This is a genomic window from Flavobacterium hydrophilum (genome assembly GCF_003202405.1).
Classification (GTDB): Bacteria; Bacteroidota; Bacteroidia; order Flavobacteriales; family Flavobacteriaceae; genus Flavobacterium; species Flavobacterium hydrophilum.
The window spans coordinates 649,204-676,182 of the sequence record NZ_QJHL01000001.1; the positions used below are offsets into that span (position 1 = coordinate 649,204).

Sequence of the window (26,979 nt, forward strand, 5' to 3'; positions counted from 1 at the left end):
TTGTGAGTAAATTTATGTTAAAAAAATAATCGATAAATGTTTTAATTTTAATTATTTGGATATTAATATGTTAAATTTCAAAAGCCATTAATACAGTTCATCAATGGAGAGATATCTTTCTCCGGTATCATAATTGAAAGTCAGAATCACAGCATTCTCAGGAATATCTTTCAGTTTCTGAGAAACGGCCGAAAGTACTGCCCCAGTTGAAATACCTGCAAAAATTCCTTCTTCACGGGTGATTTTTTTCGCATAATTAAAAGCAGCATCTTTTTCGACCGTAATAATTTCATCAACATATTTGCTGTTAAAAACCTGAGGAATAAACCCTGCTCCAATTCCCTGCAAAGGATGAGGTGATGGCTGACCACCGCTTAAAACAGGCGATAAGGTAGGTTCGACAGCAAAGGTTTTTAAATTTGGAAAATGCTGTTTTAAAATTTTGGAAACTCCGGTAATGTGCCCACCCGTTCCAACACCTGTTATCAGATAGTCAATTCCATCTGGAAAATCTTTAATGATTTCCTGAGCGGTTGTTCTTTCATGAACTTCGACATTTGCAGGATTATTGAATTGCAATGGTATAAATGAATTGGGAGTTGCGGCAGCAAGTTCATGTGCTTTTTCAACAGCACCCGAAGTTCCTTTTTCTCTTGGCGTCAAAACAAATTCGGCACCATAAGCATTCATGATTTTTCTTCGTTCCAGACTCATGGATTCCGGCATTACCAAAATGACTTTGTACCCTTTGACAGCTCCAACCAATGCCAGTCCAATTCCGGTATTTCCCGAAGTAGGTTCAATAATAACCGAATCAGGATTTAAAAGTCCTTTTTTCTCTGCATCTTCAATCATGGCTAATGCGATTCGGTCTTTGATGCTCGAACCTGGGTTTGTTTTTTCCAGTTTAATCCAAACCTGATGATTTTTGAAAAGTTTGTTAAGCCTTACGTGAGGTGTATTGCCTATGGTTTCGAGTATATTTTGATATTTCATAATAGTTGGTTTGTTTTTCTCACCATATAAGTGATATAAGTTCATTTTAGTTTTAGTCTATTGCTATGCTTTAAAAATTTTTCACGCAGATTTAAAAAAGATTTTAAGCAGATGTACGCAGATTTTTTTCATAAATAGTATCTAGATTAAATCTGCCAGAATTTGCGTGAAACAAAAAACTTTTTTAGACATTGCTTTTAAATGAACTTATAGAACTTATATGGTTTAAATTTTTTTATATCGAATAAAAAATTGGTTCAGGGAACGGATTGTTATCTTTTACTTTCATTTCATTTTTATGATACACAACCGAGTTTGAAGGAACAGTATAAGTAAGCCAAACATTTCCTCCAATGATGGAATCTCTGCCTACAGTTGTCTGTCCTCCAAGGATAGTGCTGTTGGCATAAATAACCACATTGTCTTCGATTGTGGGATGTCTTTTAATGAAAGCTTCTTCTTTTTTTACACTTAGAGCACCAAGCGTCACACCCTGATAAATTTGGACATTATTGCCAATAACAGCCGTTTCTCCAATGACTATTCCGGTACCGTGGTCGATGGCAAAATCGTCTCCAATCTGCGCTCCGGGATGAATTTCTATACTGGTTTTAATATGTGCATATTCTGAAATGGTTCGTGCCAAAAGCTTTAAATCCTGTTCCCAAAGCTGATGCGAGAAACGATAAATTGCAATGGCAAAAAAGCCTGGGTAAGAGTATAAAACTTCTTCGAGAGTTTTGGCTGCAGGATCTTTTGAAAAAATAGTTCTGGCATCATCTATGACTTTTTTATGTAAACCCGGTAATGCCTCAAAAAATGTTTTGGTTTGCCACTGGCTTTCTTCGCTTTCCGGAGCAAAATCCAATACCAATTCGTTGAACTGAATTTCTAATTCAGTGAATTTGCCCTCAATAATAGTCACATTGCCTAAAGATTTAGACGTAGTTGAAAACAACACACAAAATAACTCATCAATAAAATGATGTATTAATTTCTTAGGAGGAAGAATTAATAAGTTTTGATGCTGATTTGCTATTTCCTGATAAAATGAGTTCATATTGAATTATTTTTGCGTTAAAAATATTTTGGCTGATGCGTATTGAATCAGTTTTTGAATATAGTTCTGCGCACCTTTTTGAAATTGGGTGTCAGTAATGGTTATATTTTGATGTAAAAGAGTCTTTTTTTGTCTCGATTTAATAAATAAATCCGATTGAATATGAAAAGGGCAGGAGGTTAACAACAGAAGCACATATAACAAAAGTTGTTATAAGTATATTTTTTAGAAGGGATGTAAGATATGCTTGCCGTTGTTTTCAAAATGTAGTTTTTTATAATTTTATAACTCTACTAATTCTATAGACAAAGTTAAATTTAAAAACATAAAATCCAAAAGTTTTTTAAAATTTCTTTGATATCAAGAGGTGAAATATGAATTTATATAGAATTTTTAAATTTAATGTTTTGATTTTTAATTGTTTATATGTTTGTGTTTTGTAAATAAAAAAGACAGCAGAATAAGTATGTGTACTCATTTATGCTGTCTTTATTATTTTTTATGATATGAAAAAGTAAATTTCAGGTTTTAAAATCTACTTTTTAGAAGACGTATCCGAAATTAATTCGTCCTTTTGTCTGAATTTGAGGGTTATTTTACGGTTATAATTTTCTCTGATATAAAAAACAGGTATTCCAATGCCGGCAATAATTAACCCCGGCCAGGTGTAAGTTGGCTTATAAATAATTAGCAGAATACAAAAGGCTAATCCCAAGACAATATAAATGGCAGGTAAAAATGGATAACCAAAGGCTCTGTAAGGTCTTTCGTGTTGTGGCTTTTTAATTCTTAAAACAAAAATCCCTGCAATTGTTATAACGTAAAAAATCACTACCACAAATGAAATCATGTCCAGTAAATTTCCGTATCGGCCGCTTAAACTTAAAATTGCAGCCATAAAAAATTGTATCCAGAGCGCATTGGCAGGAACCGAATGCTTGTTCAAAATCGCTGTTTTTTTGAAAAACAAACCGTCTTTAGCCATACTTTGATAGACTCTTGCACCTGATAAAATCATTCCGTTGGCACATCCAAAAGAAGCAATCAGAATCATTAAAGCAATAATCGACGTTCCACTAGAGCCAAAAATAGCCTGAGCTGCGGCAATTCCAACCCTGTCTTTTTCCGGTGTTCCAATGGCTTCAACAGGCAATACTGCTGTAAACATTACATTTACCGATACATAGATAAGTGTAACTACAGCTGTTCCTAAAAGTAAACTCAATCCAATATTTCGTTTTGGATTTTTTATTTCGTCAGAAACAAAAGTCACATTATTCCACGCATCATAACTGATTACAGTTCCCACTAATGCTGAAGCGATCGCTCCCCAAAAGGCAGGTGTATTGGTATATTGTAAAGAAGACCCATCCGGATTTAGTTTTTGCAAATGAAAAGGATTAGTCCAGTTTGCCTGCCAGATTTCGGGTTTAAAAAAGATAAACCCGAAGACAATCAGAATTAGTAAGCTGATTAATTTCGTTCCGGTAAAAAACTTCTGAATTACTTTACCCAGTTTTACTCCTTTTGTGTTGATGTATGTCAATATGAATAACAAGACAATAGACGAGAGCTGTGCCGGAGAAATTGTAAAAGAATCTCCAATTTTAAAGGCTACCAAATCTTCACTGAAAAGTGGAAAAAAATACGCCAGAAATTTAAAGAACGAAACACAAACTGCAGCAATGGTTCCGGTTTGAATGACCGTAAATAAACTCCAGCCATAAACAAATGCTACAAGCGGATTGTAAGCTTCTTTTAAATAAACATACTGACCACCCGATTTAGGAAACATTCCGCTTAATTCTCCATAACTAACGGCTGCAGTCAAAGTCATGAATCCACCGATTAACCATACTAAAATAAGCCAGCCCGCTGATCCGATATTACGGGTAACATCGGCACTTACGATAAAAATTCCCGAACCTATCATTCCGCTGGCGACCAATAAGGCAGCATCGGCAAGACCGAGTTCTCTTTTGTATTCTTGTTTTTTTTCTATTTCTGACATTTTAAATTTTAATTTTTATAACTAAACCAATTCTGCATTGGTTAAAGGTGTTGAAGGTGTTTCTTTTGGAATTCTTCCTTGTAAATCAGGCAGCGAAACATTGGGCAGACGTGGTAAAACGAGTTTGGCAAAATAATTCGCTTCTTCAATTAGAGGAAAACCGGAGAAAATAAAAGAACGGAAACCCATATCCATATAGCGGTTTAGTTTTTTGATAATCTGGTCGGCACTTCCTACCAATCCGCTTCCGCAGCCGGAGAATACTTTACCGATATCTGTCCATAAAATATCTTCAACATATCCTTCATCATCAGCCGTTTCCCTTAATTCATCTTGTTTTAAAACTCCCAGTGAGCGCGAATCTTCTCCACGGCTTCTGATTTCCAGTCCTCGTTTCTCATCAAATTTTGAAATCAGTTTTTTAGCGTAAGCTCTTGCTTCTTCCTGCGTTTCGCGAACAATTACATGGATTCTTAATCCAAAATCGATAACTCTTCCTTCTGCTGCAGCACGTTCACTCATTTCTTTTAAGGTTGCATACATCGATTCTTCAGATTCCGGCCAGGTCAAAAATACATCGCAGTGTTTGGCGCAAACCGCTCTTGATCCCGGCGATGTTCCTCCAAAATACAATAACGGACCACCATTTTGCTGATACGATTTTACAGGATCTGACGGCAGGTCAAACTGATAAATTTCGCCTTTGTGAGAGATTCTGTCCTGTGTCCAGGCTTGTTGTAAAATCTGAATTACTTCAGAACATCTTTGGTATCTTAAATTAGGATCTTCACGGGTTCCGGGTAAATCAGAGTTGATAATGTTTAAAATCAATCTTCCCTTTAAAATATGATCTAATGAAGAAATGGCTCTCGCTAACATGGGCGGATGAACTTCTCCGGTACGAATCGCCAGCAATAATGTAATCTTACTGATTTCAGGAGCAACGCTGGCAGCAAAAGTGAGCACGTCCTGTCCGACAGTATAAGCTGAAGGATAAAGAATATTACTAAATCCGAGTCGTTCAGCCTCTAAAGTGATCTCTCTGCAATGCTCGTAACTGCTTCTTCTGGTGTTGTCTAAAACCCCTAAATATTCTGTATCTCCACCAATAATATCATTAAACCAGGAAATTTCAGCTACTCTTTCTGTGGTTCTGATGCTTACAGTTTCAATTTTTCCTTTAATCATTTTTATTATTTATTTTTTTTAGAATCCTTTTTCAATTTTGTATTCCTGCTGTCTGAAGCGTTTGTATTTCTGGAAACAGTTTCACTAAACCATGAAATTTCATCATTCTTTTTCGATACTCTGATTGCTATAGCAGGTGCCGGATTAAGGTTTGTCTGAGTCATTTTTTTTAGTTTTTAAATTAGTCCTTTTTAAAAATCGTTTTCCCTTCTTTTATGGTTTCCAAAACAGTAATGTCTTTTATTTTTGAAGGTTCTATTTTGGTCAAATCATCTGACAGTACCACTAAATCTGCCAATTTTCCGGCTTCGATAGAACCTTTGCTATTCTCTTCAAAATATTCGTAAGCACCGTTTATGGTAATGGCTCGTAATCCTTCAATAGGCGTAAGTCTTTCATCAGGACCGATAACTTGTCCTGTACGGGATTTTCTTTCTACCGATGTCCACAATAAAAACAACTGATTCAATGGCGTAACCGGATAATCAGTATGGTTGGTGGCTACAACTCCTTTTTTTAGAGCCGATTTTAAAGGACTTAAAAAACTGGCTCTTTCGATACCTAAATTGCGGGTATGTACATCACCCCAAAAGAAAGCGTGATTGCTAAAGAGAGCGGCGATTATGCCCAGTTTTTTGTAGTCATCCAATTGATCAGGTCTTACAAACTGTGAGTGAATGGTTACAGGTCTGCGATCGCTGCTGTTTACATTTAAAGTTTTATTCGCATTTTCGATTGCTTTTAAATACATATCGATCGTCGCATCTCCGTTGCAATGCACAAATGGTCTGATATTGTTTTGGAAAGTTTTAATAACGAGTGCATCAAACTGCTCCTGTGTAATGTTAGGAAAACCTGTACAGTGATCGTGGTTACAGCCCGGTACTTCTACCAGATAAGATTTACTGAAAAAAGCGGTTTTGCCTTGTGGAGAACCATCAGCAACCATTTTTGTTCCTGCCAGTTTCAAATGATTTTTTAATACTCCAAATTTAAATTCAGGATTTTCTAATACTTTGTCTAAAGTTGGATAACCAGGTAATGCCTCGATATCAATAAATAAAGCGTTTTTGTCGGCTGCTTTCTTTAATAACTGAAGCGACTCAAAACTCGTGTAACCATCCTGAGCAGTTGTAATTCCGTTACTTGCATAAAACAATTGCTGTTCGTTTAGACCTTTTATCTGATCGTCTAAAGAAGGAGCAGGTTTTGCAGGTCTTTTGAGCAATCTACCGGCATTTTCCTGCAACAATCCTGTAGGTTCGTTGGTACCTTTTTTTCTTTCGATGGCACCACCTGCAGGGTTTGGAGTACTGGCGTCAATTCCTGAAAGTTTTAACGCATAAGAATTCGAAACCGACATGTGTCCGTTGATGTTTGTAATGGTTACGGGATTATTTGGAAAAGCAGCATCTAAATCTTCCTTATTCGGGTGTCTTTTTTCTTCCAGCTGATCCTGATCGTATCCGTAAGCATCGATCCATTCTCCGGCAGCAATATTTTTTTCTTTTTGAAAATCCTGAATGCGGCTTATCAAATCGGCAATATTTTTAACTGTACCCATTGGAGGCGAACCTACATTTACCGTAGCCGATCTGGATAAACCCATAAAATGGCTGTGGCCATCGATGAATCCGGGAACTACCGTTTTTCCTTTTAAGTCAATAACAACCGTATTTTTATCTTTTAGTTTTTCAATTGTACTGTTATTTCCAACTGCCAGAATTTTTCCGTTACTTACCGCAATGGCTTGTGCAGTACTGTTTTTTGCATCAACCGTAATGATGTTTCCATTGATGAAAATCTTTTCGGCGGTATTTTTTTGCTGAGCATTGCTAATCGTCGCAGCGAAGAGTATAGCCAGCCATTTAAAATTATTTTTCATTGTGATATTTTATTTATTTAAAATTTAATGATTTTTAAAAATTGAATATTATCTCGGAGCCAGTTTGTTGTACGCCAATTCGTTACTTGGGATAGCCCAGACATAATTGCTCGCTGTTGGCAATACTTCAGGGGCAACACCCGCGTTTCCGGTTTTCCCCGGAAGTGTTTGAACTCTTCTTACCAAATCGTGTGTTCGGAATCCTTCACCCACTAATTCGATTCTTCTTTCATTTAAAATCGTAGTGATTAATTCTTCTTTTCCAGCTATACCTGTAGTGAAAACATAAGCGGCATCTGAACGGTTTCGAACAGCAGTCAGTAAGTTTCTTGCTAAAGGCAGATTTTCATTTTGTGCGGCAGCTTCAGCATAATTCAGAAGAACTTCTGCATAACGGATTACCGGTACATAATCTGTAAACGGAGCTCCGCTTTTCTTGAATTTATTCAGCAGTTTTTGCCCTGTACCATTTGTAATTACAAGTGCTTTTCTGGCATCTGTAGAAAGTGCAGAAGAAAAAACATTGTCAGCAATAATTCCTGACGAATTAAAATAAAGTACCGGTGTCAGGTAATTTGCGCTAAGGGCACTCTGTAATCCCGGAGCTTCAGCAGCAGTTGTAAACGGAATAGAAAAAATAGCTTCGTTACCTACATATGAACCTCCGTATACTGTAGCAACATTAGGTTCTAAACGATGCGTCAGACTTCCGGAAACATATTGAAAAGGAGCTGATTCCGGTACCAGTTTACCTGCTTCTGAAATGACCTTTGGATAATCACCTTTGCTTAAATAAACTCTTGTTTTTAGTGCAATTGCAGTAGCTTTATGTGCTCTTGAAGCGGTAACTATCGCAGTTGCATAACTGTCCGGTAAATCGGCTTCGGCTTCATCAAGATCTTTTATAATTTGGGTGTAAACGTCAGCAACACTGCTAAAAGCCAAATCGTTAAGACCTCCTGAAGAATTGCCTTTCAATCGCAAAGGAAGTGCCAGTGCAGCACTGTTTTGTGCATACGGTTTTGCATAGGTCTGAACTAAACTGAAATACGAAATAGCTCTGATAAACTTGGCTTCGGCAATATAATTCTTGCGAAGATCTTCTGTTACAACTGTTGAGGTTGCAAGATTATCAATCAGAATATTAGAAAAATTAATGGTGGTGTACGCAACACTCCAAACGGAGTTTACAAAATCCCCGGATGCCGTAATTGATTGATTCCACACATTCGCTCCGGTTGAGTTGTTACCATCATTCTGACTAAATTCATTTCCTCTTTGTTCATTGAAAATAATATAACGCCCACCGTAAAACGACGGATTGCTGAACTGACCGTAAAGTCCGTTTACCTGTGCCAGAATCTTTGCAGGTGTACTAAAAGCTGTTCCGGTAGAAATACTTGTTTCCGGTACAGTATCTAAGGCATCATCACTGCATCCCGCCAATAATAAGGCTATAAATGGTGTGATAATGAAGGCTGTTCGTATGCTTTTTTTGTAGCTTTTATAATTGAAAATCATGTTGTTTTTATTTAATTGTGTAATTAAGATTAGTGCCTAGAAACCTACATTAAGCCCTAAAGTGAATATGGATGAATTGGCCGGCACGTTTTGGTCTTTTCCTGAATTGATTGAGTTTCCGTTGATTGAAATCTCAGGATCTGAACCACGGTATTTAGTCCAGGTCAATAAATTAGATCCCTGAGCGTATACTTTTGCAGATGAAATGTATTTGCTTACCAATTCGTTCTTAACCGGAATTCTGTAGCTCAAAATGATATTTTTCACTTTTACGTAAGAGCCGTCTTCTACATAAGCAGAGTTGCTTGAAGAGAAACCTCCTGAAAAACTGTCTCCGTAAATCAATTTTGGAACGTCGGTAACTTGTCCCGGTGTTGTCCAGCGGTTTTTTATGAAAGTTCCGTTGTTAAAGAACCTCTGATCTGATAAAGTCGCTCTTGTACCGTTGTACAATTTGTTTCCGCCTGAAAAAGTAAGACCAATATTTAAATCAAAATTGCCATACGAAAAGTTATTGTTTAATCCACCGTAATAAGTAGGAAGTGAAGGTCCCTGAATACGACCATCACGATAATTGTCAATTGCAGGAGCAGTACTTCCGTTCAGGTAAGTGAAAGCTTTTGTAAGTGCATTGTATTGTACTTCTTCGTTATTCGCATTTACATAAACACGGTTTCCGTTTTCCGGATTAACCCCTGTTGTGGGAACGGCAAAAATAGATCCTACTGAATAACCTTCTCTCGTGATATTCTGGATTCCGAAAGTGCTTAGAGCTGTTGGATAAATATCTCCGTAACCTCCTAAAGAAGTCACTTTGTTTTTGATGGTAGACAAATTAAAACTTGCATTCCACTGAAAATCATTATCGTTTATAATATTTGCGTTTACAGTAAGCTCAAGCCCTTTATTGTACAATGACCCTACGTTTGCTGCAATAGAATTGTTCGGAATTCCTTGTGATAAAGCCTGTGGTGCATTTAAAATCAAGTCGTTGATGTCATTTTTGTAATAATCAGCTTCAATGGTAATTCGGTTATCAAACAAGCCTAAATTAAGTCCGATATCAAACTTTTTACTGGTCTCCCATTTTAAGTTTGAATTTCCAGCCTGTCCAAAGTTAAGTGTAGGTACTCCTGCATAAGTTCCGGAAGTATATTGTGATAAGGCTGCATAATCGTTCAATTCGCTATTACCGACAATTCCGTAACTTGCTCTCACTTTTAAAGCATTCAATACTTCTCTTACAGAAGAATTTTTGAAAAAATCTTCTTCAGAAATATTCCATCCCACAGAAGCACCACCAAAATTACCCCATTTGTTTCCTGAAGCCAAAGCAGATAATCCGTCTCTTCTGAAATTAAGATTCAATAAATATTTTTTGTCATAATCATAGCTGATACTGCTAAAATAAGAAAGCAAAACATTTTCTGTCTGGATAGAAGGGCCAGGGGCAATGGTTGTAAATCCACCTTGGTAGCTGGTGAAAAATGGATCAGTCAAACCTGTTTTTATAGCGCCCCATCCGTCAATTTCACGAACATTTTTTTCTTGTCCCAAAAGTACTTTTAAACTGTGTTTATCATTAAATACAGTCGAGTAGGTTAGGGTATTGGTCCAGTTTGACCTTGTGTATTTTGTGTTTGAGTTTGTAGCAGCTCCTTTAGTAGAAAAACCATCTCCACTAAAAGGATTTCTAAATTCTTTATTTTCAACAACAAAATTATTGGCACCGTAAACAGTTTTGAATTTTAAGTTTTTAATAATTTCAAGTTCGGCATAAATACTTCCGATAAAACTGTTGTTTTCAGAAGTATTTTTGTCTAAATCTAAAATTGTCTGTAGGTTATAAGCATTAAAAACTCCCAATGCCGGACTATTTGCACTATATCCAATATTTCCGTTTGTTGTGTTGATGTTATAAGAACCATCAGCATTGTAAACAGCAACGTTCGAAGGTAAAATATAAGTAAGTCTTCCAAGTGGCTGTAAACCGATGTATTGTGTATTTACACCATTTCCTGCAGAAGAAGCAACTGAATTAGGTGTAGAAGAACCCGAATTTGGACCGGAATTCAGAGAGTTGTTATAAGAGAAATTAGTTCCCAATGTAAGAGCGTTATTCAGCTTATGTTCAAAATTCAATCTGATGCCTTTTTTTACAAATTCATTGGTTTTTAAAATTCCATTTTGATCGGAATAATTGGCTGATATAAAGTAACTTGTTGAATTTGTAGCACCTGAAAAACTTAAATTGTGATTTTGAGAAACCCCTGTATGATAAGCGACATCATACCAATTAGTATCAATCGTAGATCCATCAGCATTTTGTCCTAAAGCAAATCCCGGTGAAAGACCGGCATTTGTTCTGGCCTCATTTTTAATGGCTACATAATCTTCGGCGTTTAAAAGTTTAGGTAAATTCGAAGCCTTATTCCAGCTTACCCAAACGTCATAATTCACGTTCAGTTTTCCTTTTTTTCCTTTTTTAGTTGTAATCACAATAACCCCGTTTGCGGCACGTGAACCATAAACTGCAGCTGCTGAAGCATCTTTTAAAACATCAATTGTTTCAATATCGTTAGGGTTAATATCTGATAACGGATTGTTTCCAATGGCACCACCGGCAGTTCCCGTAAAAACCGTTACACCATCAACAATAATTAAAGGATATAAAGAACTTGTGATAGAATTGATTCCTCTAATCCTAATAACAGGAGTGGTATTTAAAGATCCGCTTGGCTGAACAATGTTTAATCCCGAAGCCTGTCCGCCTAACAGCTGATCAAAACTTTGAGCCGGTCGATTGGCAATTTGCTTGGCATCAATTTTTGCTGTTGATCCGGTAAATGTTTTTTTAGCCGATGTGCCATATCCTACAACGACTATCTCATCCAGTTTTTCAACTTGTTCCGTCAATTTGATTACTACAGGACTTCCATCAACAATAACTTCTTTTGAGGTATATCCGATGTAGGTAATTTGTAGTGTATAAGGAAATTTTTGACCAGTTTGAAAATAAAACTTTCCATCTAAATCTGTTTCAACGCCATGTGTCGTTCCTTTGATGTTAACAGCTGCGCCAACAATAGGCTGATTGGTGATCTGATCTACAATCGTTCCGTTTAGTTTAGATTGTATATTTGGTTCTGTATTTTGAGCATTAATTCCTATGGAAATAAACAAAATGCTAATCCATAAAATAAGTTTTGTGTTTTTTTTCATTCTTGGTTTGTAATTATAAAGAGTCTAAAATTTTTGATTCAGCTCTTTGTGGTATTTATTTAGCGATAAATTTTCTTAAAGTCTTTATTTCTGTTGCCGCAGAAACATTTTCTATATACAGTTACACAGATTTTGTTTAGTCATGATTATATTTATTTATGAATTACAGTTATGATGTAATAATTCCTGATGTCTGAAATTTGCATCAAATGATTATTATATAGTATTAAAAGAAACCGTAATGGTTTAAAGAAATTCGATTCAATAAATTCAACTGAAAACGAAAAGGTCAGGGAGTTTTAACAACAGAAACACATACAACAAAAGGAGTTATAAGTATGTTTTTTAGAAGAAATGTAGTCTGATAAGTTTGCTGTTGTTTTCAAAATGTAGTTTTTTATTATTTAAATTCTACTAATTCTATAGACAAAGTTAAATTTAATGTAATAATATCCAAAATTTTTTCAAATTTTCTTCTATCAAAAATAAAGAAATCTTATGGAATAAAAGGGATGTTGTGTTTTAATGTATTGATTTTTAATTACTTGTATCTTGTAGTGGTAAAAATAAAAAAAGACAAAAGAATAAGTGTTTTAGACTTATTTTTCTGTCTTTTAATGTTTTGCAATATGCAAAAATAGTATTCTATGCTTTTAAAATTTACTTTTTAGCAGCTGCTCCCGGAATCAGTTCATTCTTTTGTTTGAATTTGCTGTATTCAACAACTCCGGTTTTATCAGCCCAGTCAAAATATTTTGCTGAAAGTTCATTTACGATTCCCGGGTTTTGTTGTGCTACATCCTTAGTTTCACCTCTGTCATTTTCAAGGTTGTAAAGTTCCCATTGGTAAGACGGATAAATAGAAACCAATTTCCATTTGCCTTCTCTAACGGCTCTGTTTCCGGCTCTTTCCCAGAATATTGGAGCGCCACGGTTTACTTCTGAAGCACCGTCAATTAAAACAGGCAGTAAACTTTTTCCAGGCAACGGATTTGAAGTTACACCATTCAGTTCTTTTGGATACTGAATTCCGGCCAAATCATAGAAAGTAGGAGCGAGGTCAATTAAATGTCCGGTTCCTTTATCAATTCTTCCTGCTTTGATTTTGGATGGATACCAGGCAATAAAAGGCGAACTGAATCCACCTTCGTGCATGTTATTTTTATAATCCTGTAATGGTGTGTTGGATAAATAAGCCCAGTTTTGCTCCTGATAATCAAATGATCCTGAAGTTCCAATTGGTCCGTCATTTTTCACTAACCCTCTTCTCAACGGATTGTAGGTGTTGAAACCGCCTTGTGCACCATTATCCGAGATGAAAACAATCAGTGTGTTTTTGTCTTTTTTCAGGGCTTTTAGTTTGTCCAGAACCTTTCCGACATTCTGATCCATATTGTCTACCATTGCTGCGTACACTTCCATTTTGGCTTTCCAGAATTGTTTTTCGTCATACGTCAGTTTATTCCATTCCGGTACTTCAGGATCTCTTGGAGCGATGGTTTGGTCTGCTAATAAAATGCCATTTTCTTTCAGTTTTTTGATTCTTTTTTCTCTTAAAACATCCCAGCCTTCATCAAATTTCCCACGGTATTTGGCAATGTCAACAGGTTTTGCCTGTAATGGCCAGTGAGGTGCTGTAAAAGCGATGTACAAGAAAAAAGGTTTGTTTTCTTTGTTTTGTTCGTCCAGAAATTGAACAGCATTGTTACCAATTTCATCTGTAAAATAATACGAATCAGCTTTAGGGTGGAGTTCTTCATTATTACGGATTAATGCTACCGGATATGGTGTTTTTCCGAAAGGCAATCCATCAGTATTAAAATAATTGGAGGCACCTTTTAAGATTCCGTAGAATTTATCGAAACCTCTTTGGTTTGGCCATTGTGCTTTATCTTCTGAACCTACGTGCCATTTTCCGGACATTAAAGTGCTGTAACCACCTGAACGGAAAACTTCTCCTAATGTTAAAGATTCTTTGTTCAGATACCCCTGATATGCCGGCAATCCTAAGTTTACATCAAAATATCCAACACCGGCTTTATGCTGATATTGACCTGTTAAAAGAGAAGCTCTTGTTGGCGCGCAAATGGAATTGTTGTAAAACTCGCGTAAACGTGTTCCTTCAGTTGCTAATCTGTCCAGGTTTGGTGTTTTAATTTCTGAACCATAATTTCCTAAGTCAGAATACCCCATGTCATCTACCATAATCAGGATGACGTTTGGTTTTGATGAATTGGTTTGCGCACTCAGTTCATAAGATCCCAATGCCCCGATCAGCAGGGCAGAAAGCAAAGTTGTAATTCTTTTTTGATTCATCTTACTGTAATTTTATATTAATTGTTTTTTGTTTGTGGAACTCTAAATTTTGAAATATCAATTGGTTCCAACCCTTTTTCAGAACGTGGTGTACCTTCCGGAACCCAGTCGTAAGGAACAGGCTGTGCCCTGAAAACCCAATTGGTTTTAATAGTTTGTGTACCTGAAAGCGTAGTTTCCTTAAAAAACGGATTTACATATTCCCAGACAATTTCTCCTGCAGGTGTTACCTGAAAAATTCTTCCGTTCATGCCTTCGTCAATTAGTGTATTTCCATTTGGCAATCGGCGGGCACTTGAAATGAAGGAACTGTAGAAATTCCAAACCGGCTGATTTGAATTTAAAGCGGTATACTGCCAGACAATTTCTTTTTTGATTGGATCGATTTCCAATATTCTCGAACCAAGCTGAGAAGCCAGATAGGTTGGAGGATAACCCGAAGGTCCCTGATTGTCAAAAACCAGCAGATTTCCTGCACCGGGCAAACCTTCCGGAATAATATGCGCATCGTGCTGTCCGCTAAAACGATCTACAGGACGCGGAACATTCGTTGCCAGACTTGGTCTCAGGTTAACCGAGTTTACAAAATTGGACGCTTTTGGGTCGTTTTCTTTCAAATCGAAATCAGGACCTAAACGCCAAACAATTTTGCCAGTCTTTTTTTCGATAATAGCGATAAAACTTGCTTCTCTGGAGTCGATCACAATATTATCAGGATGAAATCTGGTATCGCCGGCACTGAACCACTTATTCTGGCCAATGGGCTGCATATCGTTGATAGTCAGAAATCCGTGTCCTTTTCTGCCGTTTACATATACTTTGCGAAGCAGTTCGCGTCCTTCCGGAGAAATTCCGAACTCGTCAATATGATCTCCTGCATTCCAGCTCCAGACAATATCTCCGTTTGGATTCACTTCATAAATCGTCTGGTCATCAATTGATTTGTCGCTGACTCCGATAACAACATGGTCAACTGTCCCAACTAACAAAGTATTTCCGTTGGCCAGTCGATGTACGTCATGGTTCTGGCGGGCTGCACCTCCAGGCGCTTTCTTACCCCATTCCCATACCGTTTTGCCGTTCCAATCCTGTTCTCCCAGAACTTTGTTGTTAAAAATTCCGCCATAAACGCCCGGACCATTTTCTAACTGAATCAGAATGTTTCCTTTCTTTCCATTATTATTTTTCGGATCAATAATTTCAGATGGAAAACCAATATGATCCCAGCTTTTCACTTCATTACCATTCATGTCTATCAGATGTGATTTTTCATCCGGAGAAGAATGCAAAACGTAGCTGTTATACGCTTTTGCAGGATTATAAATCGTTACTCCGGTTGGAATTACCGACTGTGATCTTGCCTCATTTAGTACTGCCATTAGCGTAAGGGCTAATGACAGTGTGACCATTTTGGATGTTGTCTTTTTCATATTAAATAGCTTTATCTCTCCAGGCCGGAACTTGTTTTAGATTTTTATTCAGATCCAGTTCTCTCTGTGGAATCGGGAAATGAACATGTTTAGGCTGTGCGTTGGTTTTACCTGCCGCTTTTAGTCTGGCAACAAAATAATCCGGGCCTCTTCTCGAGAGATCAAACCAGCGTTGGTATTCATAAACCAGTTCTTTTCTTCTTTCTTCAAAAACAGCTTCTCTGAAATCGTCTTTGTTGATTGAAGGAGAAGTTACCGACAGCAAATCAACTCCGGCTCTTTGTCTAACGCGGTCAATTCCTGCAAATGCTTCTGTAGTTGGACCGTTTAGTTCATTTAAAGCCTCAGAATTAATTAATAATATTTCTGCAAATCGAATAATTGGTGTGTTTTTCGAAGACTGTCCCGGTGATGCCGGAGTTGTTGGATCAAAATATTTATTGAAATGAGGTGCTACTTTATACGTTTTGCCATCCGTTGGGCTCACAAATTCAATCGCAAACGTGATGTATTTACGTTTATCATTTTCGGCGAAAGCCTGAAACAAACCACCGGCAGTATGCAGAGCATCGGCCTGATCTCCCGCAATCCCGGGTACAGAAGTTGGAGCGGCAGTAGAAGCCAACATATTTCCGTTCCAGTTGGTAAGTCCTTTAAACTGTGCTGAGAAAATATGTTCTTTGCCATTTTTGGTGGCTACATTAAATACATCAGCAAAATTTTCGAACAGATCATAAACTTTGCTATCAATCACTTCTTTGCTTTTATCGGCCGCTTTTTGCCATTTTTTCTGGGTCAGATATACTTTAGACAATAAACTTTTGGCAGCACCTGAAGTGATTCTTCCTTTAATTGGCTGTACAACCGGTAAAGCTTCAGCATCAATCAAATCGGCTTCAATCTGTGCATAGACATCCGCTTCCGGAGTATTGGGAGGATTTATTGCTTCCGGAGTAAGTGAAGTAGTTTCGTGTAAAACCAACGGCACATCTCCAAACCATCTCACAATATTGAAGTACAAGACTGCTCTCAAAAATTTAGCTTCATTAATCAGGTCGATATCTTTTTGAGAATTCAGATTCGGATTTTTAGCGATGTTGTCAATGGCGACATTTGCCCTGTTGATTCCGTCATAACTCTGACGCCAAATCTCTAACATACGGTCGTTTGAAGCATCATGTGTCAAGTTTGATAAAGCTCTAACATGCGCATTTCTGGCTCTTGGACCTGCTTCATAATCATCAGTTGCCATTTCGGTAGAGATTTGAATCAGTCGATTGTAAAGCGTATGAGTGGTGCTGTTAATTGCGTTATAAATTGATAGTACGGCCGCATCAGCATCTTCTGTTGTATTGTAAAAATTACCTGAGCCGATAAAAGCTTTTGGATTTTCATCCAAAGGATTACAAGCACTTATGATAAAAAGAAGTGATAAACTATATAGGATTGTCTTTTTCATGATTGTCTTTTTTAAAATGTTACGGTTAAACCTCCCGAAATTGTTTTGGATGCAGGATAAATTCCGGTATCTGTTCCTGGTGAAATGGTAGTTCCGTTGGTTACCTCAGGATCAAATCCTGTGTATTTGGTAAATGTGAAAAGGTTCTCGCCAACGACTCTGAATTTAACAGAAGTCAAAAGCAGTTTTTCTGCCGCCTTTTTAGGCAAATTATAACTGAATGTGATGTTTTTGATTCTCACAAAAGAGCCGTCTTCAACAAATCGGTTAGAAAAAACGGGAGCCGGATCCAGTTTTGCACGAGGCGTAGTTGTACTTGGATTTGTTGGCGTCCAGGCATCCAAAGCACTTGTAGAAGCATTTTGCTGACCATTATATAATTCTAAAGCCTGCGCATTTCCGTTCAGAATTTTATTTCCAACAGATCCGTTGATAAGTGTCGATAATTCAAAACCTCTGTAGGTAAAATTGTTCGTGAAACCAAATATAAAATCAGGCTGTGCATCTCCAATACTGGTTCTGTCTGCAGCGGTTGTAAAGGCGCCGTCGCCATTTATATCTTTGTACAAACGATCACCTGCTTTAGGAGTTGCATTTCCTGTAAAAACTCCTTTTGTGCCAACATCCGCTGTCTGCAATATCCCATCGGTTACAGCTCCGTAAAAAGTTCCTAATGATTCTCCTTTTCTCAGGATATAATTTCCGAAAGTGTAGAATTCAGCATCATTTCCTAAAGCTATAATTTTATTGCTGTTGAATGAAATATTAAAATTCGAGGTCCATGAAAACGCTGTATTTCCAAGAGCTGTATTGATTCCTAACTCAATACCCTGATTTTGTACGGTACCAAAGTTTTGCAGAGAAGATGTAAATCCGGTGGTGTACGGAATCTGAACAGCCAATAGTAAATCTTTCGTTGTTTTGCGGTAAACATCAACAGTCAGGTTTAATTTATCATCAAAAAAACCAACGTCAACACCTGCATCAAATTGATTGGTCAGTTCCCATCCTAAATCGTCATTTGAGATTCTCGTTGGTGTAAAACCGGTAAAGATTTGATCTCCGAATAGGTATTTAACACTGCTCAATGTTGAAAGTGACTGGTATTCCCCAATTTCCTGATTTCCGGTTGCTCCGTAACTGCTTCTGATTTTTAAGCTGTTAATAACATCTTTTATGGGAGAAAAGAAATCTTCGTTGCTAATTTGCCATGCTGCTGCAAAAGAAGGGAAGTAACCCCATTTATTGTTTTTTCCAAATCTAGAGGAACCATCGGCTCTTAAACTTGCAGTCAGGAAATATTTTGAATTGTAATTGTAATTTACCCTTGATAAATACGAGTTCAAAGCCCAGGTACTTTCTCCGGAAGTAGGCATTAACGCTACATTTCCACTTTGCAGACTGTAATAATAGGTTACATCATTTACAAACTGCTGTGATCCTGCCGTCACAAATTCCCTTACCGAATTTTGCTGTGTATAACCTGCCAGAACATTCAGACTGTGTTTTTCTGCGAAAACTTTAGAGTAGGTAATAGTGTTTTCGTTTAGCCAGGTTTTAGAATCTGCTGTACCGATTTTTCCTTCTCCATTGGTAATCAAACCTTCATAAATAGAGGAAGGAAGGTAACTTTTCTCTTTATTGAAAATAAGGTCGGTTCCAAAAGATACTTTGAAAACCAAATTCTTCAAAATGTCATATTCTCCGTAAATAGTTCCCAGGATACGATCTGTAATTGCCTCATTCTTGCGTTCGTTTAAGGTTGCAATTGGGTTTGCAAATATGTTTTCAAACGGATTACGCAAAGTGTAGCTTCCATCCGGCTCATAAATAGTGGCGGTAGGAGGCATGCTTAGTAAAGAAGTGATCAAACCTGCCGGAGCAACTTTTGATTTTGTTTCTGCAATAGTAAGATTCAAACCAAATCTTGCTTTACTGCTTATTTTGGAAGTCAAATTGACTCTTCCGCTCAGCCTTTCAAAACCGGTATTTTTTATAATTCCTTCCTGATTGTAATAATTTCCGGAAACGGCATATTTGGTTTGGTTGTTTCCGCCCGAAACACTTAACTGATGATTCTGTACAAGCCCTTTTTGAAACGCTTCTTCCTGCCAGTCAACGCCTTTTCCTAATGCGGCAATTTGTGCATCGGTTAAATATTGATTAGGTCCTAAAGCTGGATTGGTATCGTATAAAGCAGCATTTCTAAGTCGGGCGAAACCCTTTGCATCCAGAACATCCACTTTATTGCGAACTTCCTGCTGGCCAAGTGTAAAATCATAATTGACTGTCATGGCACTTGCAGATCCTTTTTTAGTAGTAATAATTACAACTCCATTGGCACCTCTTGATCCGTAAATTGCTGTAGAAGAAGCATCTTTTAAAACCGTAATCGACTCAATATCTGCAGGGTTTATGGAAGATAACGGGTTGGTTGGCGTACCGCTCAAAACTCCGGCTGTAAAATCTGAATTGTAAAGCGGAAAACCGTCCACTACATAAAGAGGCTCATTTCCTCCCTGAATTGAACTTCCTCCACGAATTCGGATACTTAAACCTGCACCCGGCTGACCGGAAGTCTGTGTAACATTTACACCCGCTACAGATCCCTGAAGTGAACTTTCGAGTGTTCTTTGCGTTGCTTTTAATGCTGTAGAAGAAACGGTTTCGGCAGCACCTGTATAATCTTTTTTGGTCGTACTTCCGTAACCGATGATTACAAGTTCATCCAGTTCCTTGCGGTCTTCTTTTAAGGATATCTGAACAAAATCAGTATTTGCAGTGTGTTCTGCAGTCACATAACCAATATAACTTACAATCAGTATGTATGGAAATTTTTGACCGGTCTGGAAATAAAACTTTCCGTCTAAATCCGTTACTGCTGAGTGAGTGGTTCCTTTAATCTGAATGTTAACTCCCGGAATTGGCTGATTGGTAACCTGATCAATGACAGTTCCATTTAGTGTAGAGTTGATAGTAGCTTGGGTATTTTGGGCATTAATTCCGGCTGAAATCAATAAAATGCTAATCCATAAAAGGATGTTTATATTATTTTTCATTCTTAATATTTGTTTTGGTAATTATAAAAGGAGCCCTGAAAGTTTGCTTTTAAACTCTCTATAATCCTTTGATTTAGCGATAAATTTTCTTTAAACTTTATTATTTCTGTTGCCGCAGAAATATTTTGTTTTTAGCAGATGCTGTACATTTTTTTCATGTTTTTTAATTTTAAATTTGTTTTTGAATTTAATATGTGAACATAAGTCATTATGCTTTTTGTTTCGAAAAATGCAGCAAACAGTGTGGTATAAGCAGTAAGAAACCTATGACATTTTTTTGGTTTATATTCGATTACAAAATACTAATCGGTCTAAACTGATAAACGTGAAGATTTAGCAACAGCTACACATATAACCAGAAGTGTTATAGGTATATTTTTTAGGAAGAATGTAATTCGTTGTGCTAACTGTTGTTTTCAAAATATAGTTTTTTATAATTAAATATGATTTTTAAACCCTACTAATCCTATAGACAAAGTTAAATTTAATATAATAATATCCAAAAGTTTTTTTAATTTTTTTTGAAATAGGGAACGCGAAGATTTTAAATAGATAAAATAGAATGGTTAATTGTTTGTTTTTTAGTATTGTATGAGTTATTTTGTAGTTCTGTAAATAAAAAAGAAGAGTGAAAAATACTTAATAACAGGTATTTTTTCACTCTTCTTTTAGTTTTAAACATCTGATAAATTACTAAAAAACAATCTTTTTTATCAGAAGTATTCGTAGTTTTAAATTTTTGAATCTCAATTCAATCCTTTTCCAAATAATAAAAAAGCAATAATCAGTGTGATAATTACATTAAAAAACTGAGCAATTAAAAAAGCATACAAAGGTTTTTTACTATTGTTACTGAATAAATCCTTAAAATTGGTTTCTAATCCAATGCTCGTAAAAGCAAGGGCAAACCAAATTCCCTGTAGATTTTTCAAACTGTCTTTTACAGTATCTCTTGTTTCTGAAGTCAATAAAAAAGAGAATATTAGTGAAGCAAAAATAAAACCAAGGACAAACTTTGGAAAACGTTCCCAGATAACTCCAAGAGTCGGTTTTGAGGCAACAGCTTCAGAAGATTTATTGTGTGTGTAGGTCCAATAAACAGAAATTGCAAAAGCAGCTAATCCTAACAATACATTTTGTGAAAATTTGACAATGGTACTAATTTTCAATGCTGTTTCTCCAACCAAAGAACCCGATGCCACAACAGCTCCGGATGTATCGATACTTCCACCCAGCCAGGCTCCCGTAACTTCTTCAGGAAAATTGAAAAATTTGGCGATAATCGGCATAAAAATCATCATTGGAATCGCCGTAACCAATACCATAGAAATAACATACGACAGTTTTTTTGAATCTCCTTTGATGGCACCAGAAGTTGCAATTGCTGCCGAAACACCGCAAATAGAAACCGCACTCGAAATCATCATCGTCAATTCGTCATCGACTTTTAATTTTTTACACAACCAAAAAGCAAAATACCAAACCGATAAAACGACAACCAAAGCCTGAATTAATCCTAAAGAACCGGCTTTCAGAATGTCTGAAAAAATGACACTTGTTCCCAACAAAACCAAACCAATTTTGACGAAAACTTCTGTAGAAAGTGCAGAACGAAACCATTCAGGAAGTTTGAAGAAATTACCAATTACAAGGCCAATAACCAAACTAAAAATTACAGCTTCTAAATTGATTCCTTTTATAAATGCATTTCCGGCTATTATCAGAGCCAAAACAGTCAACAGATATACAATTGGAAAACCCAATAAAAAGTTTTTTACTGATTTACCAACTAAAAAAGTGGCAATACTTCCAATAAATGTGAGGTAAATAAACTGAATTAACAGAACTTGTAAATTTCCGATGGCAAATACATCCGCCAGTAAATCAGTTCCATTGGACCATTTGAATACGGGAACTTCTGGAAGAAATACAAAAAGCGAAATTCCGATGATTAAGAATCCTAACAGTACGACTGTCCAGTCTTCGTGAAGGTTAAATTGTTTTGTTTCTTGTGACATTTTTGTTTAATTTATTGCTGTTCAAAGTAATGATTGAATATAATAACTTGATTTAATATAACGATCACTTCTTTTGTTTTTTTAAATACAAAGCGATCAATCCGTGCTGAACTGATCGCTTTGTGTTAAACTTATTTATATTCTATAGTTACGTTATTCAACTTTCCTGAAAAATTAAACGGAACTTTGTATTTATCTGAAACAGGAGAATTTCGGTCTGCACCTACATCAATACCATCTTTATAAATACCAATTCTACCTTCGGATGCTGTAATTTGTCTTTCTGCTACTTTTTTGTCGTTGATATAGATGGATTCTGTTCCGGCAGGAAGATTTCGGTCTTTATTCCCCTTTATAGGTGCAATATAGTTGAACTCAAATTTTAGTTTTGATTTCCCGACAGGAACCGGAATATTTGATTCCAAATGTTTAATGATACTTCCGGAGTTATGGGCCACAATGAATTTTCCATCCTTGATAAACAAACTTAAGCCGTCAAATTCAGAACCGATAGCAAAAAGAACTCCTTGTTCTGTTTTTGATTTTAACTCAATATCGGCAGTGATGGAGAAGGGATCATTTTGAAATTGCGGTCCGCTGTACGTAAGAAACTGATCGATTCCCGGATATAAAACCACCTTGTTTTTCAATCCAAATGGACTGCGTTCTCTTCCGCCGGCACTGTGTCCCAATGCATTGTCGTTCAATGGATATACATTGTGCTTAATGGCTTCGGCATCAAATAAGTCTTGTAGTTCTTTTACCTTTTCAGGGAATTTAGCAGCCAGATCGATACGTTCGTTAAAATCTTCGTTCAGATTGTACAGCTCCCACACATCCTTAGAAAAATCTGTTCCCGATTTATGAAAAACAGAAGCTTTCCAACCCTCTTTAACAATCGCTCTTTTTCCAAAAAGTTCATAATACTGAACAGTGTGACGGTTTGGGGCTTCAGCATTTTTAAAGGAATAAACCAAACTGGTACCTTCTATTGGCTGTTGTTTGTAGCCTTTGATAACCTCTGGTACTTTTGCACCCGTTAATTCGTAAATAGTCGGGGCTATATCAATTACGTGGCCATATTGATTGTGGATGGCACCTTTTTTAAATCCACCGTTTGGATAATTCACAATAAGCGGCTGGTGAGTTCCTCCTTCACTATTAGGATCAGCTTTCCATAAGCGGAAAGGAGTGTTTGTGGCTTGTGTCCATCCCGCAGGTGCATCTTCAAACGAATGTTCTGTCCCGATTTTATCAATATTTTTATAAAGTTCAGCTATTTGTTTGTCTTCATCCAGACTGCTGATGTAACCATTGAAAGATCCATTCGTTGGACTATGGCTTGAGCCATTATCGCCAATACTTACCAGAATAACCGTATTATCTGACTGTCCAATTTCTTTCAGATAGTTAACAATACGTCCAAATTCATAATCGGCATGGGTTAAAAATCCGGCATACACTTCCATAAAGCGGGCGTATACTTTTCTCTGTTCCGGAGTTAAGCTGTCCCATGCTTTTACTGTTGGATCACGATCCGGTAATACGGCATTTGCAGGTATTACACCCAGTCTTTTTTGACGTGCAAAAACTTCTTCACGATACCAGTCCCAGCCTTTGTCGAATTTACCTTTGTACAAATCGCTCCATTTTTTATCTACCTGATGAGGTGAGTGAATCGCTCCGGTAGCAAAATAAAGGAAAAACGGTTTTTCGGGTTGTATAGACTTTTGATTGGCAATATAACTAATAGCTTTATCTGCCAATAATGTAGTTAAATGTTTGTTGTTAGGTTCAATATCGATGACTTTTCTATCCTCGTATAAGTTCGGATGATACTGATCTGTATGGCCTAACTGAAACCCATAAAAATGATCGAAACCACGACCGACAGCCCATCTGTCAAAAGGACCATTTGCGGTAATTTCATCAAGCGGAGCTACATGATATTTACCGACAGCAAAGGAGTTGTAATTGTTTTCATGTAATACCTCGGCAATCGTTGCTTTATCTCCTGGCATGATAGCATCATAACCCGGAAATCCACTTGAGCTATAATTCAGAGTTCCCATGTGTACCGAATGATGGTTTCTACCCGTTAGTAAAGCAGCTCGTGTAGGAGAACATACGCCCGTTGAGTGGAAATTGGTATAACGAATTCCATTGTTGGCCAAACTGTCTAATACCGGAGTCTCCATAAGTCCTCCAAAAGCACTTGCAGTACCATAACCCGCATCATCAATCAGGAAAACAATCACGTTTGGTGCTCCTGCCGGTGCTTTTTTCTTTTCGGGATGATACTCTTGCGACTCAGCGACAGTTCTTCCAATTTTTCCTTTAAATTCTTTATCAGAAGTTAATTGTTCCGATTGCTGTCCATAAGCATTCATCAATATGGAAGATGCGAAAAGCATACTAAACCCAGCTCTGAAAATTATTTTTTTATTCATTGTAAATTTTTTAGAAGTTATTTTATTTCCTCTTTGATGTAATTGGAACATTTTTAATTTTTTTCGAATATTAAATCAAAGTTTCAATCAGTTTTTTATTCAGTGTAAAGCCAAAACCGGGATCGTCATTTACGATAATGTTTCCGTTTACAAACTGTTCATGAGGACTAATAAGTTCGTCACGCCAAGGCACTTCGCCATATGCCAATTCGAGAATGGCAAAATTTGGGATATTCGCGCACAAATGTGCCGAAGCCGCTGTTGCAACAGGTCCGCTTGGGTTATGGGGTGCAACACTTACTCCGCCCAAAGCATTAGCTATGGAGGAAATATTTTTCAGTTCTTGTAAGCCACCGCAATGTTTTACATCAGGCATAATGATGCTCAATGCATTTGTTTTTAGCAAAGGAGCAAAACCTTCAACCCCAAAAATGGCTTCACCACCGGCCAGATTTTGTTTGATATTATCTTTAATTTCTTTGGTTTCCTGAACAAATTTTTCAGGATTTACAGGCTCTTCAAACCAATAAAGGTTAAAGGTTTCAAGCCGTTTGGCTGTTTCAATGGCTAAATCGCGGTTTAAATGACTATGAACATCAATAAGTAATTCAACATCATTACCAATGGTTTGGCGAATGGTTTGAATACAATTCACGGCATAATCAATATCCTCTTTCAACTTTGATGGGGAAGAAGGTAACGGAGCCATTTCGTCAAAAGGAGCCAGTTTAACAGCCTTAAATCCATTTTTCAGGGCTTGTTCGGCGTTGCGCTGAAAGTTGGCTACTGATCGGTGTCCGCTATTTTCTTTATCGTTATTGGCACGGTTTATATTGGCATATACTTTAACTGTGTCTCGTAGTTTACCACCCAGCAGTTCATATACAGGAACACCGAGGGCTTTGCCTTTTAAATCCCAAAGTGCCTGTTCAATGCCACTAAATGCTGTGCCGGAAATTTTGGACTGAATTGCTCTCTTCCAGGCACGTTGCCTGAATTGTTCAATATTGAAAGGCGATTGGCCTTTGACAAGTTCAAAGAAGTAGGATAGTTCCTGATGCAGGGCTTTGTCTCCTTCACCAGAAAAACCACCGAAAGCATGCGACGCTTCACCAAATCCGGATAAACCTTTATCGGTAATCAGTTCAATGAAATACCAGCTTCCCCTTTGGTTGACTTTTACTTTATAAACTTTGATCTCCGTTACTAACAGCTTATTTCCGGAATTTGGTTCAGAATGGGAATTAGGAAAAGCGGACATTGCTGAAGGAACCAGCGGCATAGCAGCCCCTAATCCAGCCATTTTTAAAAACGATCGTCGTGAAGAATTGGATGTTTTATTCATTGTCTCTTTATTTTAAACTTAGTTCTCCAATACCAATTCCACTTTCACCGCCTACGGTATAAAGCAAGTACCATTTTCCATTTTCCTCAAAGAAAGCCGGATCGCGAAGTTCACGTACCAATCCACTAAATGAACCTGCATTTGAAACTGTAATGGGCAGTTTGACTCCTTCATAATCTTCTGCAGGTTGGGCAACAATTACCGGAGCAGTGGGGGTCCAGTCTTTCCAATTCTCTGTCAGTTTAATTTTAGAAAGCAGGATACTCTCGGGCTTGTCGCCTATTTTGGAGTAGAAAACCAATAAATTATCCCCTTCCACTTTTAAGGCTGCATGTCGGAGGTAATTTTGCTCGTTCTGATTTTTATTAAATGGGTTAGGACCTTCTTCAAATGTTAAACCTCCATCGGTTGAACGGTAGAATTGACCGGCTCTGGCTACGGCATACCGGGTTCCTTTCCAGTCAAAAACTCTAAAATACGACTCCCCTAAAACGGTTGTGTCTGGATTAAAATGTATACCATCAACAGAAGTTGCTCTCAGCGAATACTGCCCTTTTTTGCCTTCGTGATTTAACGGGCAATGGAAATACAAAACCAGACGTTTATTGACTTCATCTATGTGAATATCCGGTGAAGCAATATGCGCATTCGAAAGATAAACTTCTCCTTTATTATCTGGATTTGCCTTGCCTGCACCGTCTTTGCAGCGACAGTCTGTCGTTTTCAAACTACCGGGCTGGTATATTTTCCAGGGGCCTTTTAAATCATCGGCATAAGCCAATCTGATGTATTTGCCCTGATGATGTGCAAAATACAGGTAATATTTACCCAATTTATTAGGCAGCCATTCCGGAACTTTAAGGAGTGATGGTCCATTGATATTCTCTCCGTCAGGGCCAAGCATAGCAGGAGTAATGATTGGATTTGTATCGAATCGCTTAAAACTGATTTTCTCCTGAGCTTTTACAGCTATAGTTATTAAAAGGATTGAAATTAAGGTATGTATTTTCATTTTTTCG

General features: G+C 37.2%; 16 protein-coding genes. All 16 read right to left on the bottom strand.

Annotation, left to right across the window (positions count from 1 at the left end):
• Window positions 1-87 precede the first annotated feature (87 nt).
• Window positions 88-996, bottom strand: coding sequence for a cysteine synthase A (gene cysK, locus DMB68_RS02790; protein WP_110346324.1), 909 nt, complete (start codon window positions 994-996; stop codon window positions 88-90).
• A gap of 235 nt (window positions 997-1,231) precedes the next feature.
• Window positions 1,232-2,056, bottom strand: coding sequence for a serine O-acetyltransferase EpsC (epsC, locus tag DMB68_RS02795; protein WP_110345144.1), 825 nt, complete (start codon window positions 2,054-2,056; stop codon window positions 1,232-1,234).
• Window positions 2,057-2,591: 535 nt separating this feature from the next.
• Window positions 2,592-4,067, bottom strand: coding sequence for an APC family permease (locus DMB68_RS02800; protein ID WP_110345145.1), 1,476 nt, complete (start codon window positions 4,065-4,067; stop codon window positions 2,592-2,594).
• A 21-nt stretch (window positions 4,068-4,088) separates the two neighbouring features.
• On the bottom strand, window positions 4,089-5,255 hold the full coding sequence (locus tag DMB68_RS02805) for an LLM class flavin-dependent oxidoreductase (RefSeq protein ID WP_110345146.1): 1,167 nt from the start codon (window positions 5,253-5,255) through the stop codon (window positions 4,089-4,091).
• A gap of 5 nt (window positions 5,256-5,260) precedes the next feature.
• Window positions 5,261-5,419 (bottom strand): hypothetical protein, encoded by a 159-nt coding sequence (locus DMB68_RS23285; RefSeq protein ID WP_165830082.1) that lies wholly within the window; start codon window positions 5,417-5,419, stop codon window positions 5,261-5,263.
• Between the two features lie 17 nt (window positions 5,420-5,436).
• Window positions 5,437-7,140 (bottom strand): amidohydrolase, encoded by a 1,704-nt coding sequence (locus DMB68_RS02810; RefSeq protein ID WP_110345147.1) that lies wholly within the window; start codon window positions 7,138-7,140, stop codon window positions 5,437-5,439.
• Between the two features lie 48 nt (window positions 7,141-7,188).
• Complete coding sequence (locus DMB68_RS02815) at window positions 7,189-8,661, bottom strand: RagB/SusD family nutrient uptake outer membrane protein (RefSeq protein WP_110345148.1); 1,473 nt, start codon at window positions 8,659-8,661, stop codon at window positions 7,189-7,191.
• Window positions 8,662-8,697: 36 nt separating this feature from the next.
• The gene (locus tag DMB68_RS02820) at window positions 8,698-11,883 is read right to left on the bottom strand and encodes a SusC/RagA family TonB-linked outer membrane protein (protein WP_110345149.1); all 3,186 of its coding nucleotides are present in this window, start codon (window positions 11,881-11,883) and stop codon (window positions 8,698-8,700) included.
• Window positions 11,884-12,543: 660 nt separating this feature from the next.
• Window positions 12,544-14,199 carry an arylsulfatase gene (locus tag DMB68_RS02825; protein ID WP_110345150.1) on the bottom strand — a complete coding sequence of 552 codons (1,656 nt, stop codon included), beginning with the start codon at window positions 14,197-14,199 and terminating at the stop codon, window positions 12,544-12,546.
• A 17-nt stretch (window positions 14,200-14,216) separates the two neighbouring features.
• Window positions 14,217-15,629, bottom strand: coding sequence for an aryl-sulfate sulfotransferase (locus DMB68_RS02830; protein WP_196783671.1), 1,413 nt, complete (start codon window positions 15,627-15,629; stop codon window positions 14,217-14,219).
• A gap of 1 nt (window position 15,630) precedes the next feature.
• Window positions 15,631-17,088: a RagB/SusD family nutrient uptake outer membrane protein gene (locus DMB68_RS02835; RefSeq protein WP_110345151.1), complete on the bottom strand. Its 1,458-nt coding sequence runs from the start codon at window positions 17,086-17,088 to the stop codon at window positions 15,631-15,633.
• Window positions 17,089-17,099: 11 nt separating this feature from the next.
• Window positions 17,100-20,147, bottom strand: coding sequence for a SusC/RagA family TonB-linked outer membrane protein (locus DMB68_RS02840; RefSeq protein ID WP_110345152.1), 3,048 nt, complete (start codon window positions 20,145-20,147; stop codon window positions 17,100-17,102).
• Between the two features lie 746 nt (window positions 20,148-20,893).
• Window positions 20,894-22,165: a YeiH family protein gene (locus DMB68_RS02845; protein ID WP_110345153.1), complete on the bottom strand. Its 1,272-nt coding sequence runs from the start codon at window positions 22,163-22,165 to the stop codon at window positions 20,894-20,896.
• A 131-nt stretch (window positions 22,166-22,296) separates the two neighbouring features.
• A complete protein-coding gene (locus DMB68_RS02850; protein ID WP_110346326.1) occupies window positions 22,297-24,615 on the bottom strand; it encodes an arylsulfatase in 2,319 nt (772 codons plus the stop codon).
• Between the two features lie 70 nt (window positions 24,616-24,685).
• Window positions 24,686-25,960 (bottom strand): enolase C-terminal domain-like protein, encoded by a 1,275-nt coding sequence (locus DMB68_RS02855; protein ID WP_110345154.1) that lies wholly within the window; start codon window positions 25,958-25,960, stop codon window positions 24,686-24,688.
• 7 nt (window positions 25,961-25,967) lie between these two features.
• Window positions 25,968-26,972, bottom strand: coding sequence for a glycoside hydrolase family protein (locus tag DMB68_RS02860; RefSeq protein WP_196783672.1), 1,005 nt, complete (start codon window positions 26,970-26,972; stop codon window positions 25,968-25,970).
• Between the last annotated feature and the right edge of the window lie 7 nt (window positions 26,973-26,979).

Coding starts and splice junctions, on each gene's coding strand:
- cysK (WP_110346324.1), bottom strand. CDS start 996: ATGAAATATCAAAATATACTCGAAACCATAGGCAATACACCTCACGTA.
- epsC (WP_110345144.1), bottom strand. CDS start 2,056: ATGAACTCATTTTATCAGGAAATAGCAAATCAGCATCAAAACTTATTA.
- DMB68_RS02800 (WP_110345145.1), bottom strand. CDS start 4,067: ATGTCAGAAATAGAAAAAAAACAAGAATACAAAAGAGAACTCGGTCTT.
- DMB68_RS02805 (WP_110345146.1), bottom strand. CDS start 5,255: ATGATTAAAGGAAAAATTGAAACTGTAAGCATCAGAACCACAGAAAGA.
- DMB68_RS23285 (WP_165830082.1), bottom strand. CDS start 5,419: ATGACTCAGACAAACCTTAATCCGGCACCTGCTATAGCAATCAGAGTA.
- DMB68_RS02810 (WP_110345147.1), bottom strand. CDS start 7,140: ATGAAAAATAATTTTAAATGGCTGGCTATACTCTTCGCTGCGACGATT.
- DMB68_RS02815 (WP_110345148.1), bottom strand. CDS start 8,661: ATGATTTTCAATTATAAAAGCTACAAAAAAAGCATACGAACAGCCTTC.
- DMB68_RS02820 (WP_110345149.1), bottom strand. CDS start 11,883: ATGAAAAAAAACACAAAACTTATTTTATGGATTAGCATTTTGTTTATT.
- DMB68_RS02825 (WP_110345150.1), bottom strand. CDS start 14,199: ATGAATCAAAAAAGAATTACAACTTTGCTTTCTGCCCTGCTGATCGGG.
- DMB68_RS02830 (WP_196783671.1), bottom strand. CDS start 15,629: ATGAAAAAGACAACATCCAAAATGGTCACACTGTCATTAGCCCTTACG.
- DMB68_RS02835 (WP_110345151.1), bottom strand. CDS start 17,088: ATGAAAAAGACAATCCTATATAGTTTATCACTTCTTTTTATCATAAGT.
- DMB68_RS02840 (WP_110345152.1), bottom strand. CDS start 20,147: ATGAAAAATAATATAAACATCCTTTTATGGATTAGCATTTTATTGATT.
- DMB68_RS02845 (WP_110345153.1), bottom strand. CDS start 22,165: ATGTCACAAGAAACAAAACAATTTAACCTTCACGAAGACTGGACAGTC.
- DMB68_RS02850 (WP_110346326.1), bottom strand. CDS start 24,615: ATGAATAAAAAAATAATTTTCAGAGCTGGGTTTAGTATGCTTTTCGCA.
- DMB68_RS02855 (WP_110345154.1), bottom strand. CDS start 25,960: ATGAATAAAACATCCAATTCTTCACGACGATCGTTTTTAAAAATGGCT.
- DMB68_RS02860 (WP_196783672.1), bottom strand. CDS start 26,972: ATGAAAATACATACCTTAATTTCAATCCTTTTAATAACTATAGCTGTA.